This window comes from Agromyces sp. NPDC056523 (assembly GCF_042794545.1).
Classification (GTDB): domain Bacteria; phylum Actinomycetota; class Actinomycetes; order Actinomycetales; family Microbacteriaceae; genus Agromyces.
Window position 1 is genome coordinate 211,597 of the sequence record NZ_JBHTTM010000004.1, and the last position, 13,247, is coordinate 224,843.

Genomic DNA, 13,247 nt, shown 5'->3' on the forward strand with positions numbered 1-13,247 from the left:
CGCGGACATCGGCGCTTCGGCGGACTTCGGCCGTCTCGACGGCCGTGGCGACTAGGGCAGCTCGGCGAACGCCCGCACCGGGAACGTACCGAAGCCCTCGACCTTGGGCGGCACCGCGGTGAACCGCGCCCCATGAACGGGGACGCGGTCGAGGCCCGTGAGGTGCTCGACGACGTGGATGCCGGCCGCGAGCAGCAGCGAGTGAGCCGGTCGGGTGCCGCCCGACTCGGTGTCGTCGATGTTCAGCGCGTCGATGCCGACGATCGCGACGCCGGCGTCGACCAGGTGCTGCGCGCCCGCCTCGGTGAGGAAGGGCGAACCATGCGCGTACTCGGGCGTGCCGAAGTGCCGGCTCCAGCCGGTGTGCAGCAGCACCGCGGTACCGGCGAGGTCACGGTCGAGGAACGCCGTCGCGGGGATCCCGCGGGTCGCGGCATCCGTGAATCGGAACACCTCGACGGGCACGCCGACGAGCGTCGCCAGGTCGAGGGTCGCAAGATCGCCGCCATGGGCGTAGCGGTGGTAGGGGCTGTCGAGGTAGGTGCCCGTGTTGCCGGCCATCGTGATGAGGTCGATCGCGAACTCGGTGCCCGGCGCGTAGTGCTTCCGCGACGCCTCGCGCGTGAGGTGCGGCGTGATCGTCGGCGCCGGGATGCCCGGGTACGTCACGAGCCCGGCGCGCACCGTGTGGCTGAGGTCGACGATCGCGCCCCTCGTCGGCGTCGAGACGGATGTCGCGGCCGCCGCGGGCGCCGCGGGCGCCGTCTCGGACACGCCGCGCGAGCCCTTGTGCGGCTCCTCGACGATCTCGAGGTTCGAGAGCTCGACGCGACCCGCCATCGCGAGTCCGAGGTGCCGCACGAGCAACTCCCCGATCTGCGCCTCGGTGAGGTCGGGCGACGGCAGGTCGAGCCGGAACGCGTCGGCCCGCAGACCTCCCCCGTTGACGAAGTCGATCTCGGCGTCGAAGCGGGCGCGGTACTCGGTCAACTGGGCTCCTGTCGAGGGGCGATGGTCGCTGCGGGTTCGGGCCCGCGCCGGTCGACGGCGCCGCCGTGGTCTGGTCGTTGGACGGCGCGACCGCGACGCGCGCGCCGCACTACCGTGACGAGCACCGCCGCAGCGGCGAGCACGAGCGGCACCACGAGGTTCTGCCACGCCAGCACGAGCAGGCCCGCCGTGAGCACCGTTGCGACGACCGCGAGCCACCAGCCGACCGACCACCGTCGCAACAGCAGCGTGGCGGCGATCATGCCGGCCGCGTAGATCGCGACCATGTTGCTCGTGTGGATGAGGATGAAGCCGGTGAGGTCGAGGTCGTTGAGGAGCATGAGCCCGAAGTAGACGACGATCAGTACGCCGGTCAGCGCGAGCGCCCGACGCGGGATCTCGCCGTCGGCGGCGCCCTTGGCGAAGAAGCCCGGCAGGTCGCCGTCGCGCCCGAGCGCGGCGCCGAGCTTGCCGAAGGCGGGCAGGTACGCGTTCACCACGCCCACGGTGACGATGGCGGCGACGATCGCGACGAGCACCGAGCCGATGCCGGGCGCCGTGGTCTCGACGAGGTCGAGCAACGGCACCTGGCTCTCACCCGCCCGCTCGCCGAGCGCGGCGACGGTCACGAACTGCAGCGCGAGGTAGCCGAAGCCGACGATCACGATGGCGATGGCCGTGGCGATCGGGATGGTGCGCTTGGGGTCGCGGAACTCGCCCGCGATGTGGGTGCCCACCTCCCAGCCGGCGAAGGCCCACACGAACAGGCTGATCGCGACGCCGACACCCGCCCAGCCGTTCGGCAGGAACGGCGTGAAGTTCGCGGGCTCGGCGGCCGGGAACGTGACGGCGACGACGCCGACGACCACCGAGAGCAGGAGCCCGGTGAGCACGAACTGCACCCAGCCGGCCACGCGAACGCCGAACCAGTTCGCCACGAACGGCGGCAGGAACACCGCGAAGCCGATGATCGGCACCGCCGCCCGGTCGACGCCGAGCACCGCGACGACGTACTCGCCGCCGAGGATAGCGACCACGGGCGCGCCGACGCACACGCCGAAGAAGAACCAGTAGCCGGTCATGCGGGCCGCGGTGGCTCCGAGAGAGCGGCGCACGTAGCTCGCGACCCCGCCCGCGTCGGGGAACCGCGAGGCGAGCGCGGCGAACGTGCCGGCGAGCGGAATGGAGAGCACGAGCACGGCCGCCACGGCGAGGATCGACGCCGGCCCGGCCGCCTGCGCGGCGAGGCCGGGCAACACGAGGATGCCCGTGCCCAGCACGCTCGCGATGTACAGCGCGGTGCCCTGCACGAGACCGAGGCTGCCCCGGTGCCCGGTGGCGGTGGCAGTGGCATCGGTGGATGGCGCGGCATCCAGTGTTCTCGAACTCACCCGCTCATTCTGGGCCACGCCACCGACGCGGCGCGATGGCAGGATAGACAGCCTTCCTCAAGATCCTGCCAGTCCCGGCGTGGGCGACTGCGACGGCGTCGTCGAGCGCCGCACTTCAGCGATCGCCGACTCTCGGTCGAGGAAGTTCGCCAGCTCGCCGATCGAGCTCATCAGCGGCGCCGGCACCACGACGAGCGTGTTCTTGTCGACGCCCACCTCGACGAGGGTCTGCAGGGTGCGCAGCTGCAGGGCGAGCGGATGCGACATCATGGTGTCGGACGCGACGCCGAGCTGGGTCGCGGCGAGCGCCTCGCCCTCGGCGGCGATGATCTTCGCGCGCTTCTCGCGCTCGGCTTCGGCCTGCTTGGCCATCGCGCGCTTCATGGAATCGGGCAGCAGGATGTCCTTCAGCTCGACGAGGGTCACCTCGACGCCCCACTCCACGGTCGTCACGTCGAGGATCTCGCGGATGTTGGCGTTGAGCATCGCGGTGTCGGACAGCGCCTCGTCGAGGTGGTGCTGGCCGATCACCTTGCGCAGCGTCGTCTGCGCGATCTGGTCGATCGCCGACTTCACGTTCTCGATCGCGATCACCGACTTCACCGCGTCGACGACCCGGTAGTAGGCGACCGCCGAGACGCCGACGCTCACGTTGTCCTTCGTGATGATGCCCTGCGACTGGATGGGCAGCGTCACGATCCGTAGCGATACCTTCGTCATGACGTCGACGATGGGGATGATGAAGCGGATGCCCGGCTCGCGCACGCCATGCAGCCGGCCGAATCGCAGGACCACGCCCCGCTCGTACTGCTTCACGATCTTCATCGACATGAACAGCAGCACGATCGCGACGATGCCGAGCACGATCAGGGTGATCCAGAGCCAGACCATGGAGCTCATCTCCTCGGCGCCGGTGACGTGCCGCGCGCCGTCAGCTCAATTGTCCCACCGCAGGATGGTGCGCCGTCCGCGAGGCTACAGCCGGCCGAGCGCCCGGTCGATATCGGCGAGCAGGTCCGCGACATCCTCGATGCCGACCGACAGGCGCACGATCGACTCGGGCACCTCGGCCTCGGTGCCCTTCACCGACGCGTGCGTCATCTCGGCCGGGTAGTTCACGAGCGACTCGACCCCGCCGAGCGACTCGGCGAGCGTGAACAGCTCGGTCGACTCCGCGAAGCGCCGGGCGGCGTCGCCGCCGCCGGCGAGGTCGATCGACACCATGCCGCCGAAGCCCGACATCTGCCGCGCCGCGAGCTCGTGGCCGGGGTGCGACTCGAGCCCCGGATAGAGCACGCGCGCAATGCCCGCGTGCTCGGAGAGCCGCTCCGCGATCGCCATCGCGTTCTCGCTGTGCCGCTGCATCCGGATGCCGAGGGTCTTGATGCCACGGGTGGTGAGGAACGCGTCGAACGGCGACGACACCGCGCCCGCCGCGAACTGCGTGAACCCGACGCGCTCGGCGAGCTCCTCCTGGCCCGCCGCGAACACGAGCGCGCCGCCGACCACGTCGGAGTGCCCGCCGAGGTACTTCGTCGTCGAGTGCACGACCACGTGCCCGCCGAGAGCGATCGGCTGCTGCAGCGCCGGGCTCGCGAAGGTGTTGTCGACGACGACGAGCACGCCGGCCTCGTCGCCGAGCTCGGCCAGCGCCGCGACATCCGAGATCTTCATCAGGGGGTTGGAGGGCGTCTCGACCCACAGCACCTTCGTGGTGCCCAGTTCGATCGCCCGGCGGACCGCGTCGAGGTCGCTCGTGTCGACCGTGGTGTGCCGCACGCCCCAGTCGCCGAAGATGCGGCGGATCAGGCGGTGCGTGCCGCCGTACACGTCGTTGGCGATGACGACGTGGTCGCCGGGCTGCAGCACCGTGCGGAGCAGCGCGTCCTCGGCGGCGAGCCCCGATGCGAACGACAGGCCGCGGATGCCGCCCTCGAGCGCGGCGAGCTGGGTCTCGAGCGCGGTGCGCGTCGGGTTGCCGCCGCGCGAGTACTCGTACCCGTTGCGCAGCCCGCCGATGCCGTCCTGGGCATAGGTCGAGGTCACGTGGATGGGCGGGATGACGTCGCCCGTGGTCGGGTCGGCGTCCTGCCCGGCGTGGACCGCGCGCGTGTCGAATCCGGCGTCGCTGTTCATGAGGTGGTCCGTTCTACTTCGGGATTCAGGAAGACGGAAGGGAATCAGGACGGAATCGGCGATCGCGTCCTGACGAGCCTCCGAGTTCCTGAAACGGGCATGTCAGGAGGAGAGGTAGGCGAGCAGGTCGGCGCGGGTGATGACGCCGAGCGCCTTGCCGCCGTCGGTGACGAGCATCGCGGGCGCCCCGCCGAACGCCTGGCGCGCGGCCACGACGGGCTCGTTCACGCCGATGAGCGGCAGCGGATCGCCGACCACGGTCGACACCTCGTCGGTCAGCTTCGCGCGGCCCGAGAACACCTGCTCGAGCAGTCCCTCCTCGTGCAGCGCGCCGACGACCTCGCCGAGCACGACCGGCGGCTCGGCCGAGAGGACGACGAGCTGCGAGACGCCGCTCTCGGTCATCCGGTCGATCGCCTCGCGCACGGTGTCGTTCGGGTGCACGTACACGAGCGGGGCGGTGCGATCGGCCTTGGCGTCGAGGATGTCGCGGATCGTGTGGCCGGCGGGCGCGTTGCCGAAGCCGTACGCGCGCAGCCACTTGTCGTTGAAGATCTTGCCGAGGTAGCCGCGGCCGGAGTCGGGCAGCAGCACCACGAACACGTCGTCGGCGGTGACCTCGGGGCGGGATGCCGCCTCGAGCGCCGCGACCACCGCCATGCCGCTCGAGCCGCCCACGAGGATGCCCTCCTCGCGCGCGAGCCGCCGCGTCATCTCGATCGACTTCGCATCGGACACGGCGATGATCTCGTGCGGCACGCTCGGGTCGTACGCGCTCGGCCAGAAGTCCTCGCCGACGCCCTCGACGAAGTACGGCCGCCCGGTGCCGCCCGAGTACACCGAGCCCTCCGGGTCGGCGCCGATGATCCGCACCCGATCCTCGGACACCTCGCGCAGGTACCGACCCGTGCCCGTGATGGTGCCGCCCGTGCCGACGCCGGCGACGAAGTGCGTCACGGTGCCGTCGGTGTCGCGCCAGATCTCGGGGCCGGTCGTCTCGTAGTGCGACCGTGGGCCGTTGGGGTTGGAGTACTGGTCGGGCTTGAACGCGCCCGGGATCTCTCGCGCGAGCCGATCGGAGACGCCGTAGTACGACTCGGGGCTGTCGGGTGCGACGGCGGTCGGCGTCACGACGACCTCGGCGCCGTACGCGGTCAGCACGTTGCGCTTGTCTTCGCTGACCTTGTCGGGGCAGACGAAAATGCACTTGTAGCCGCGCTGCTGCGCGACGAGCGCGAGGCCGACGCCCGTGTTGCCAGAGGTGGGCTCCACGATCGTGCCGCCCGGCTTGAGCTTGCCCTCGCGCTCGGCGGCGTCGATGATGCGCCCTGCGATGCGGTCCTTGGCGGAGCCGCCGGGGTTGAAGTACTCGAGCTTCACCAGCACCGTGGCATCCGTCACCCCCTGCGTCACGCGGTTGAGCTTGACGAGCGGAGTGTCGCCGACGAGTTCGGTGATGTTCTGTGCGTACTTCATGCCGGTGTGTTCATCCTCTGGTGGAGTGCGTCGGAGCGGCGCCCGGAACGGCGCGCGACGCAGGGAAGGGGTCGCCTGCCTAGCGACGACAACACCGAGGCGAGAAGCTCACGCCGCAAGCCTAGGGCATGAGGGATGTCGCATGGCAGGCTGGAACCCGGGGCGGATGGCGCATGCCGCCCGGTGTTCTCCCAGCGCATGCGTTCGTATACTCAGACGACTCCCACCGCACGAGGAAGGCCCACGCGTGAGCGCGACCCCGACCGGCAAGAAGCCCACCGTCAAGCAGCAGCGTGCCATCGAGCGCGAACGCAAGCTCGAGGAGTTCAAGAAGCGCGAGGCGCGCATGAAGCGCAACCGCCGCATCGCGATCTGGAGCTCGGTCGCCGTCGGCGTGGCGATCGTCGCGCTCATCGTCACCTCCGTCGTGCTGACTCCGCGCCCGGCGACCTACAGCGCCGGCGGGTCCGGCGCCGAGGTCGAGGGCGTCGAGACCTTCGAGAACACGTCCGAGCACGTCGAAGGCGTCGTCGACTACCCGGAAACGCCGCCCGCCGGCGGCCAGCACAACCCGGCATGGCTGAACTGCGGCATCTACGAGGAGCCGGTGCCGAACGAGAACGCCGTGCACTCGATGGAGCACGGCGCCGTCTGGGTCACCTACGACGCCGACGCGCTGTCCGAGGACGAGCTCTCGACCCTCCGCTCGAAGCTGCCCTCGACGTACGTGATCCTCTCGCCGTTCGACGGCCTGCCCTCGCCGATCGTGCTGAGCGGCTGGAACTCGCAGCTCCAGGTCGACGAGGCCGACGACCCGCGCATCGCCGAATTCCTCGAGGAGTACTGGGTCAGCCAGGACGTGCCCGAGCCCGGCGCATCCTGCACCGGCGCGATCGACGGCCCCGGCAAGGTGTCGTGACCGACCGGTCCGACACTCCCCCTGAGGTCGGCGCCGAGGCGGCGGATGCGGCGTCGAGCGACGATCGCCCCCATCGCGGCCTCGGCCGGTGGGCCGTCGTGCTCGCGGCTGCCGTCGCGCTCGTCGTGGTGGCCGCGGTCGCGTTCTCGGTCGGGCGGCTCTCGACGCTCGGCGAGCCCACGCCCTCGACCACGAGCGCCGAGGCCGGGTTCGCCCGCGACATGCAGGTGCATCACCAGCAGGGCGTCGAGCTCGCGATGATCATCCGCGACGCGACCGACGACGACGCGACCCGCCTGCTCGCCTACGACATCGCGACCACGCAAGCCCAGCAGTCGGGCCAGATGTACGCCTGGCTGGCCGAGTGGGGGCTGCCCCAGTTCGGCGCCGAGCCGGCGATGACGTGGATGACGCAGCCCGCCGACGACGGCGAGACCCACGGCGGTCACGGCGACGGTGCGAACGACGCCGCCGCGACGCACGAGCCCGGCGGGCCCATGCCGGGCCTCGCGACGCCCGAGCAGATCGAGGAGCTCGAGTCCCTCGAGGGCGTCGAAGCCGAGCGCATGTTCCTCGAGCTCATGATCGCGCACCACCAGGGCGCGGTCGAGATGGCCGAGGCCGTGCTCGCACGCTCGGACTACCCCGTGGTCGTGTCGCTCGCCGAGGCGATCGTCGCCAGCCAGGAGTCCGAGATCGCGCTCATGGAGGACATGCTCGCCGAGCGCTCGTAGCGCGGCGCAGCGCCGCGGCGCGCTACGCCCGCGGCGCGGCGACCTCGGGTCGCTCGGCCTGCTGGCGGTAGAGCGACGCGTAGACGCCGCCCACCTCGATGAGCTCGGCGTGCGTGCCGCGCTCGGCGATCCGGCCGGCGACGATCACGAAGATGACGTCGGCCGCGACCACCGTCGAGAGCCGGTGCGCGATCGCGATGGTCGTGCGCCCGCGCGACGCGTCGTCGAGCGCCGCCTGCACCACGCGCTCGCTGATCGTGTCGAGCGCACTCGTCGCCTCGTCGAGCACCAGCACCGCCGGGTCCTTGAGCAGCACGCGCGCGATGGCGATGCGCTGCTTCTCACCCCCCGAGAGCCGGTAGCCGCGTTCGCCGACGACGGTCTCGTAGCCCTCGGGGAACGACGCGATGGTCTCGTGGATGTTGGCGGCACGCGCCGCAGCCTCGAGCTCGGCGTCGGTGGCATCGGGCTTGGCGTACCGCAGGTTCTCGGCGATGGTCGCGTGGAAGAGGTAGGTCTCCTGGCTGACGATGCCGATGTGCGACATGAGCGACTCCTGCGACAGGTCGCGCACGTCGATGCCCGCGAAGCGGATGGATCCGCTCGACGCCTCGTACAGCCGCGGGACGAGGTACGACACGGTCGTCTTGCCCGCCCCGCTCGGTCCGACGAAGGCCGCGTACTGGCCGGGCTCGATCGTGAACGACACGTCGTCGAGCGTGGGCCGCCCGTCGTCGTCGGCGTCGGGGTACCGGAACGAGACGTGGTCGAACTCGACGCTGCCGAGACGCGGCCCGCCCGCGACATCCGTGCCCATCGGCACCTCGCTCGCGCCGGGACGATCGGTGATCGCGGGCGTGAGGTCGAGGTACTCGAAGATGCGGGCGAACAGCGCGCTCGAGGTCTGCAGGTCGAGCGCGACGCGCATGAGCCCCATGAGCGGGAAGAGCAGTCGCGCCTGCACGGTCGTGAACGCGACGATCGTGCCGGCCGTGATGTCGGAGACGCCGCCCGTGATGAGCCATCCGGAGACCAGGTAGACGATCGCCGGAATCGACGACATGAAGATGGAGACCATCGCGAAGAACCACTGACCCGACATCTGCTGGCGCACCTGCAGCTGGATCTGGTTGCCGTTCTCGTCGGCGTAGCGGTCGATCTCGCTCTTCTGCCGGGTGAAGCTCTTGGAGAGGAGGATGCCGCTGACCGACAGCGTCTCCTGCGTGATCGCCGTCATCTCGGACAGGGACTCCTGCGTCTTCGCCGCGATGCGGGCGCGCACCTGGCCGACGCGCCGCTGGGCGATGACCATGAACGGCATGAGCACGAGCGCGATGAGCGTGAGCTGCCAGTTGAGCAGCAGCATCGCCACGAACGCCGAGATGACCGTGACCGTGTTGCCGAGCACGCTCGAGACCGTGTTGGTGAGCACGGATGCCACGCCGCCGACGTCGTTCTGCAGGCGCGACTGGATGATGCCCGTCTTCGTGCGCGTGAAGAAGCTGAGCTCCATCGACTGCAGGTGGCTGAAGAGGCGCACCCGCATGGCGCCCATGACCTTGTTGCCGATCGTCGCGGTGAGGAAGGTCTGCCACACGCCGAGCAGCGCCGAGAACACGTAGACGCCGATCATCGCGCCCACGATCCAGACGAGCGCGGTCAGGTCGGGTGCGCCGACGTCGCCCGAGGCGTCGGTCGGGAACAGCGCATCGTCGAAGGCGCGCTGCGTGAGCAGCGGCGGGATGACGCTGAGCGCCGCCCCGAGCAGGACCAGGACGACGACCACCGCGAGCGGGGCGCGATGCGGCCGGAACAGCTCGGCGATCCGACGCAGGAGGTGCGGGATCTTCGGCGCCTCGGCGTTCTCGGCGCGCTGGGCCGCTTCGTCGGCGCTGGAGATCCGCCGGCTGACCCCGCCGCCGCGACCTGGGGCACCCCCGCCCGCCCGGGCGCCCGGGGGCACTCCGCCACCGTGCATGCTCATGGATTCACCCTAAGCGGCGCCTCCGGCACGGCCGCCGCGGGGGCGCCTCGAACGTGGGATGTTCGCCGACGGCGTCGCGGGAGGCGATGCGAAGGGGCGGATGCCTGGCGACATCCGCCCCCGATGCGGATGCCGCGGCATCCGCCCGCCGTCAGCCCTTCGTCGCGCCCGCAAGCAGGCCACGTACGAAGTAGCGCTGCAGTGCGAAGAACACGATGAGCGGGATGACGATCGAGATGAACGCCGAGGCGGTCAGGAGCTGCCAGTCCTGGCCTCTCGTGCCGACCAACTCGGCCAATCGTTGGGTGAGTGGCGCCACGTCTTGCGTGCCGCCCGAGAAGATCAGGGCGACCAGCAGGTCGTTCCACACCCAGATGAACTGGAAGATCGCGAACGACGCGAGCGCGGGCGTGGCGAGCGGCAGCACGATCCGACCGAAGATCTGGCCGTGCGTCGCGCCGTCGACCCGGGCCGCCTCGATGACGTCGTTCGGGATCTCGGCGATGAAGTTGTGCAGCAGGAAGATGGCCAGCGGCAGGCCGAACATCGCGTGCGCGAGCCACACCGGGGCGTAGTTCTGCTCGGGGATGATCGGGACCACGTCGTGCAGCCACGCCTGCATCGGTCGCAGCCAGGTCGAGAACGTCTGCAGCAACGGCACCAACGCCATCTGCAGCGGCACGATCTGGAGCGCGAACACGAAGATGAACAGCCAGTTCACCCACTTGAACTTGATCCACGCGAAGGCGTAGGCCGCCATCGACGCGAACACCAGGGTGATGAGCGTGCCGAGCAGCGCGATGGCGATCGAGTTCACGATGTACGCCCCGAGCTGCGGCGACGACGACGACGTCGAGAGGAGCACGTCGCGGTAGTTGTCGAGCGTGAGACCGGGGTTCGCGAAGAAGGTCCACCACCCGGTCGTCCGGATCAGCTCGGCCGGCCGGAACGACGACAGGAACAGGCCGAACGTCGGGATGGTCCACAGGACGGCGATGATGAGCGAGGCGATCGTCGCCGTGCGCGACGTGAGTCGCTTCTTGACCCGGGCCGCCTTCGGCTCGCCGTACTCGGCCTGTTCGGCCGCCTCGATCGAGCCGAGGTCCTTGCCGACCGGAAGATCGGCGGGTGCGACGCTGCTCATCGGATCTCCCTCTGCTTCCTCAGGACGTTGACGTTGTAGACGACGATGGGCAGGACCAGGATGAACAGGATCAGCGCGAGCGCGGATCCGCGCCCGACCTCGCTCGCCCGGAACGCCTGCGTGTACATCTCGTTCGCGATGGTGCTCGTGTTGAAGTTTCCGGCGGTCATCGTGCGGACGATGTCGAAGACCTTCAGCGTGGCGATCGAGATCGTCGTGACCACGACCACGAGGGCGCCCCGAATGCCGGGGACGGTGACGTTCAGGAACCGCTGCCAGGCATTGGTGCCGTCGAGCTGGGCGGCCTCGATCTGCTCGGTCGGGACGCCCTTGATCGCCGCGCTCAAGAGGACCATCGCGAACCCGGTCTGGATCCAGATCATGACGACGATGAGCAGGAACGTGTTGATCGGGTCCGTCTGCATCCATTGCACCGGCTCGCCGCCGAACGCGACGACGATGGCGTTGAGCAGGCCGATCTGCTCGCGGTCGCCCGACCGGTACTCGTACACGAAGCGCCAGATGACGCCGGCGCCCACGAACGAGATCGCGATCGGCATGAACAGCACGACCTTGTAGTACTTCTCTCCGCGCGAGCGGTCGATGAAGACCGCGTAGGCGAGTCCGATGATCGTCGCGAACGTCGGCACGATCAGCACCCAGATGACGGTGTTGATGAGGACGCGGATGGCGGTGGGCTGCGTGAACGTCCAGACGAAGTTGTCCCACGTCCAGTTCCCGCTGCCGTCCTGGAACGCGAGGAGGCTGGTCCGGATCGCCGGGATCACGAGTCCGATGACCACGAACAGCATGGCGGGGAGCAGGAAGCCGGCGAGCTGCCAGTAGTCCCGGCCCTTCTTCGGCGCCTTGTCGATGAAGAAGATGAGGAGGCCGACGACCGCCGCGAGGATCGCGAGGCCCATCACCACCTGAAGGAGTTTGCCGAGCAGATCGGCCGTAGTCATGGGTGCCTCCCGGGATCGTCGCTGAAACTGGGGGTGCCGAGGGGCGGGGCTGTGAAACCCCGCCCCTCGATCATGCCGTGCGCTGGGCGAGCCAAGCGTACGGCGCGCGGGCGGCTAGCTCGCCGGCCAGCTCGCCTCGACGGTGTCGAGGACCTGCTCGGTGCTCTCGCCGCCGACCCAGGCCACGATGCCCTTCCAGAAGGAGTCGGCACCGACGGCGCCGGGCATCAGGTCGGATCCGTCGAACCGGAATGTGGTCTCGGGATCCTGCAGGATCTCGACGGCCTGCACGAGCAGCTCGCTGGACGCGTTCTCGGGGTCGAGCCCCTTGTTCGCGCTCACGACGCCGCCGAGGCTCACCCGGTTGTTCGCCCAGAGGTCGCTCGACAGGTAGGTGCGGAACGCCTCGACCTCCTCCGCGTCGCGGAAGGCGACGGGGAACTCGCCACCACCGGTGACCGAGAGCGGGTCGCCTGCCGTCGCCGGCGGGAGCAGGAAGCCGAACACCGTGCCGTCGGACGCGACGGTGTTCTCGTCGCCGCCCTCGGGGTTCCAGAAGGTCTCGTAGAACGAGGCCTGGTGGTGCAGCGAGCACTCGCCGTCGAGGATCGGCAGGCCGGCGGTCTGGAACGCCTCGGTGACCAGCGTGGAGACGTCGCCGATGCCGCCGTTGACCATGTCGTCGCTCTTCAGGTACTCGCCGACCGCGTCGAACGCCTCGGCCACCTGCGGGTCGTTGAACGGAATGCCGTGCGTGACCCACTGGTCGTACACGTCGGCGCCGTGCAGGCGGATCATGTAGTCCTCGATCCAGTCGGTGCCGGGCCAGCCGGTGGCATCACCGGACTCGAGGCCCACGCACCACGGCTTGTGGTCGCCTTCGGCTGCGATGGTGTCGGACAGTTCCTTCACCTCGTCGAGGGTCTGCGGGATCTCGTAGCCCTTCTCCTCGAACTCGGCTGGTGAGTACCAGACCCATCCCTTGACGCTCGCCATGAGCGGGGCGGCCCACACCGTGTCGTCGACGGTGGCGTACTCCTTCCAGATCGGGTCCCAGAACTCGTCGATGTTCGCGACGACGCCGTCGGATGCCGGGATGAGCCATCCGCCGTCGGCGAGCCGCTTGAGCAGGCCGGGCTGCGGGACGATGCCGACGTCGGGGGCGTTGCCACCCTCGGCGAGGACTGCGATCTGCGCCTCGAACTCGCTCGAGCCCTGGTAGTCGACCGAGATGCCGGTGCAGCTCTCGAAGTCGGACCACGACTCGACGAGGCGGTCTGCCTCGAGGTCGAGGATGGTGCCCGCGACCGTGACCTCGGCGCCGTCGAACGTGCCGTACTCCTCGTAGTCGGCGCAGTCGACGTCGCCCGCGTCCTCCTCCGCGATGTCGCCGGTGCACGCCGTGAGCGTCAGGCCGACCGCTGCGGCCGCCACGATGGGGACCGCCCAACGGCGATGCCGTGTGAGTCTCATGTCATCTCCTCGTTGAGTTGGTGCAGGGCGGAACC

At 69.7% G+C, this 13,247-nt stretch carries 11 protein-coding genes; 2 read left to right on the plus strand and 9 right to left on the minus strand.

Annotation, left to right across the window (positions count from 1 at the left end):
- Positions 1 to 51: 51 nt before the first annotated feature.
- From ACFQ58_RS14405 to ACFQ58_RS14425, 5 genes are all read right to left on the minus strand, one after another.
- Positions 52 to 990, minus strand: coding sequence for a cyclase family protein (locus ACFQ58_RS14405; protein WP_376951842.1), 939 nt, complete (start codon positions 988 to 990; stop codon positions 52 to 54).
- A complete protein-coding gene (locus ACFQ58_RS14410) occupies positions 987 to 2,381 on the minus strand; it encodes an APC family permease (protein WP_376951843.1) in 1,395 nt (464 codons plus the stop codon). Before ACFQ58_RS14410 ends, ACFQ58_RS14405 begins: the two co-directional genes overlap by 4 nt.
- A gap of 57 nt (positions 2,382 to 2,438) precedes the next feature.
- Positions 2,439 to 3,272 carry a slipin family protein gene (locus ACFQ58_RS14415; RefSeq protein ID WP_376951844.1) on the minus strand — a complete coding sequence of 278 codons (834 nt, stop codon included), beginning with the start codon at positions 3,270 to 3,272 and terminating at the stop codon, positions 2,439 to 2,441.
- 84 nt (positions 3,273 to 3,356) lie between these two features.
- Positions 3,357 to 4,517, minus strand: coding sequence for a cystathionine gamma-synthase (locus ACFQ58_RS14420; RefSeq protein WP_376951845.1), 1,161 nt, complete (start codon positions 4,515 to 4,517; stop codon positions 3,357 to 3,359).
- A 102-nt stretch (positions 4,518 to 4,619) separates the two neighbouring features.
- Positions 4,620 to 5,993 (minus strand): cystathionine beta-synthase, encoded by a 1,374-nt coding sequence (locus ACFQ58_RS14425; protein WP_376951846.1) that lies wholly within the window; start codon positions 5,991 to 5,993, stop codon positions 4,620 to 4,622.
- Positions 5,994 to 6,240: 247 nt separating this feature from the next.
- Here ACFQ58_RS14425 and ACFQ58_RS14430 point away from each other — a divergent pair, with 247 nt between their 5' ends.
- The gene (locus ACFQ58_RS14430) at positions 6,241 to 6,912 is read left to right on the plus strand and encodes a DUF3105 domain-containing protein (RefSeq protein WP_376951847.1); all 672 of its coding nucleotides are present in this window, start codon (positions 6,241 to 6,243) and stop codon (positions 6,910 to 6,912) included.
- Positions 6,909 to 7,646 (plus strand): DUF305 domain-containing protein, encoded by a 738-nt coding sequence (locus ACFQ58_RS14435; RefSeq protein ID WP_376951848.1) that lies wholly within the window; start codon positions 6,909 to 6,911, stop codon positions 7,644 to 7,646. The genes ACFQ58_RS14430 and ACFQ58_RS14435 overlap by 4 nt, the downstream gene beginning before the upstream one ends.
- A gap of 22 nt (positions 7,647 to 7,668) precedes the next feature.
- On the opposite strand, the gene ACFQ58_RS14440 is transcribed toward ACFQ58_RS14435, so the two are convergent.
- The 4 genes from ACFQ58_RS14440 to ACFQ58_RS14455 all read right to left on the minus strand — a co-directional run bounded on the left by ACFQ58_RS14440 (position 7,669) and on the right by ACFQ58_RS14455 (position 13,212).
- Entirely contained in the window at positions 7,669 to 9,630 is a 1,962-nt protein-coding gene (locus tag ACFQ58_RS14440) for an ABC transporter ATP-binding protein (RefSeq protein WP_376951849.1), read from the minus strand.
- A gap of 151 nt (positions 9,631 to 9,781) precedes the next feature.
- A complete protein-coding gene (locus ACFQ58_RS14445) occupies positions 9,782 to 10,774 on the minus strand; it encodes a carbohydrate ABC transporter permease (protein ID WP_376951850.1) in 993 nt (330 codons plus the stop codon).
- The gene (locus tag ACFQ58_RS14450) at positions 10,771 to 11,739 is read right to left on the minus strand and encodes a carbohydrate ABC transporter permease (RefSeq protein ID WP_376951851.1); all 969 of its coding nucleotides are present in this window, start codon (positions 11,737 to 11,739) and stop codon (positions 10,771 to 10,773) included. The genes ACFQ58_RS14445 and ACFQ58_RS14450 overlap by 4 nt, the downstream gene beginning before the upstream one ends.
- Before the next feature lie 114 nt (positions 11,740 to 11,853).
- The gene (locus ACFQ58_RS14455) at positions 11,854 to 13,212 is read right to left on the minus strand and encodes an ABC transporter substrate-binding protein (protein ID WP_376951852.1); all 1,359 of its coding nucleotides are present in this window, start codon (positions 13,210 to 13,212) and stop codon (positions 11,854 to 11,856) included.
- Positions 13,213 to 13,247: the final 35 nt, after the last annotated feature.

Coding starts and splice junctions, on each gene's coding strand:
- ACFQ58_RS14445 (WP_376951850.1), bottom strand. CDS start 10,774: ATGAGCAGCGTCGCACCCGCCGATCTTCCGGTCGGCAAGGACCTCGGC.
- ACFQ58_RS14450 (WP_376951851.1), bottom strand. CDS start 11,739: ATGACTACGGCCGATCTGCTCGGCAAACTCCTTCAGGTGGTGATGGGC.
- ACFQ58_RS14420 (WP_376951845.1), bottom strand. CDS start 4,517: ATGAACAGCGACGCCGGATTCGACACGCGCGCGGTCCACGCCGGGCAG.
- ACFQ58_RS14425 (WP_376951846.1), bottom strand. CDS start 5,993: ATGAAGTACGCACAGAACATCACCGAACTCGTCGGCGACACTCCGCTC.
- ACFQ58_RS14455 (WP_376951852.1), bottom strand. CDS start 13,212: ATGAGACTCACACGGCATCGCCGTTGGGCGGTCCCCATCGTGGCGGCC.
- ACFQ58_RS14415 (WP_376951844.1), bottom strand. CDS start 3,272: ATGGTCTGGCTCTGGATCACCCTGATCGTGCTCGGCATCGTCGCGATC.
- ACFQ58_RS14440 (WP_376951849.1), bottom strand. CDS start 9,630: ATGAGCATGCACGGTGGCGGAGTGCCCCCGGGCGCCCGGGCGGGCGGG.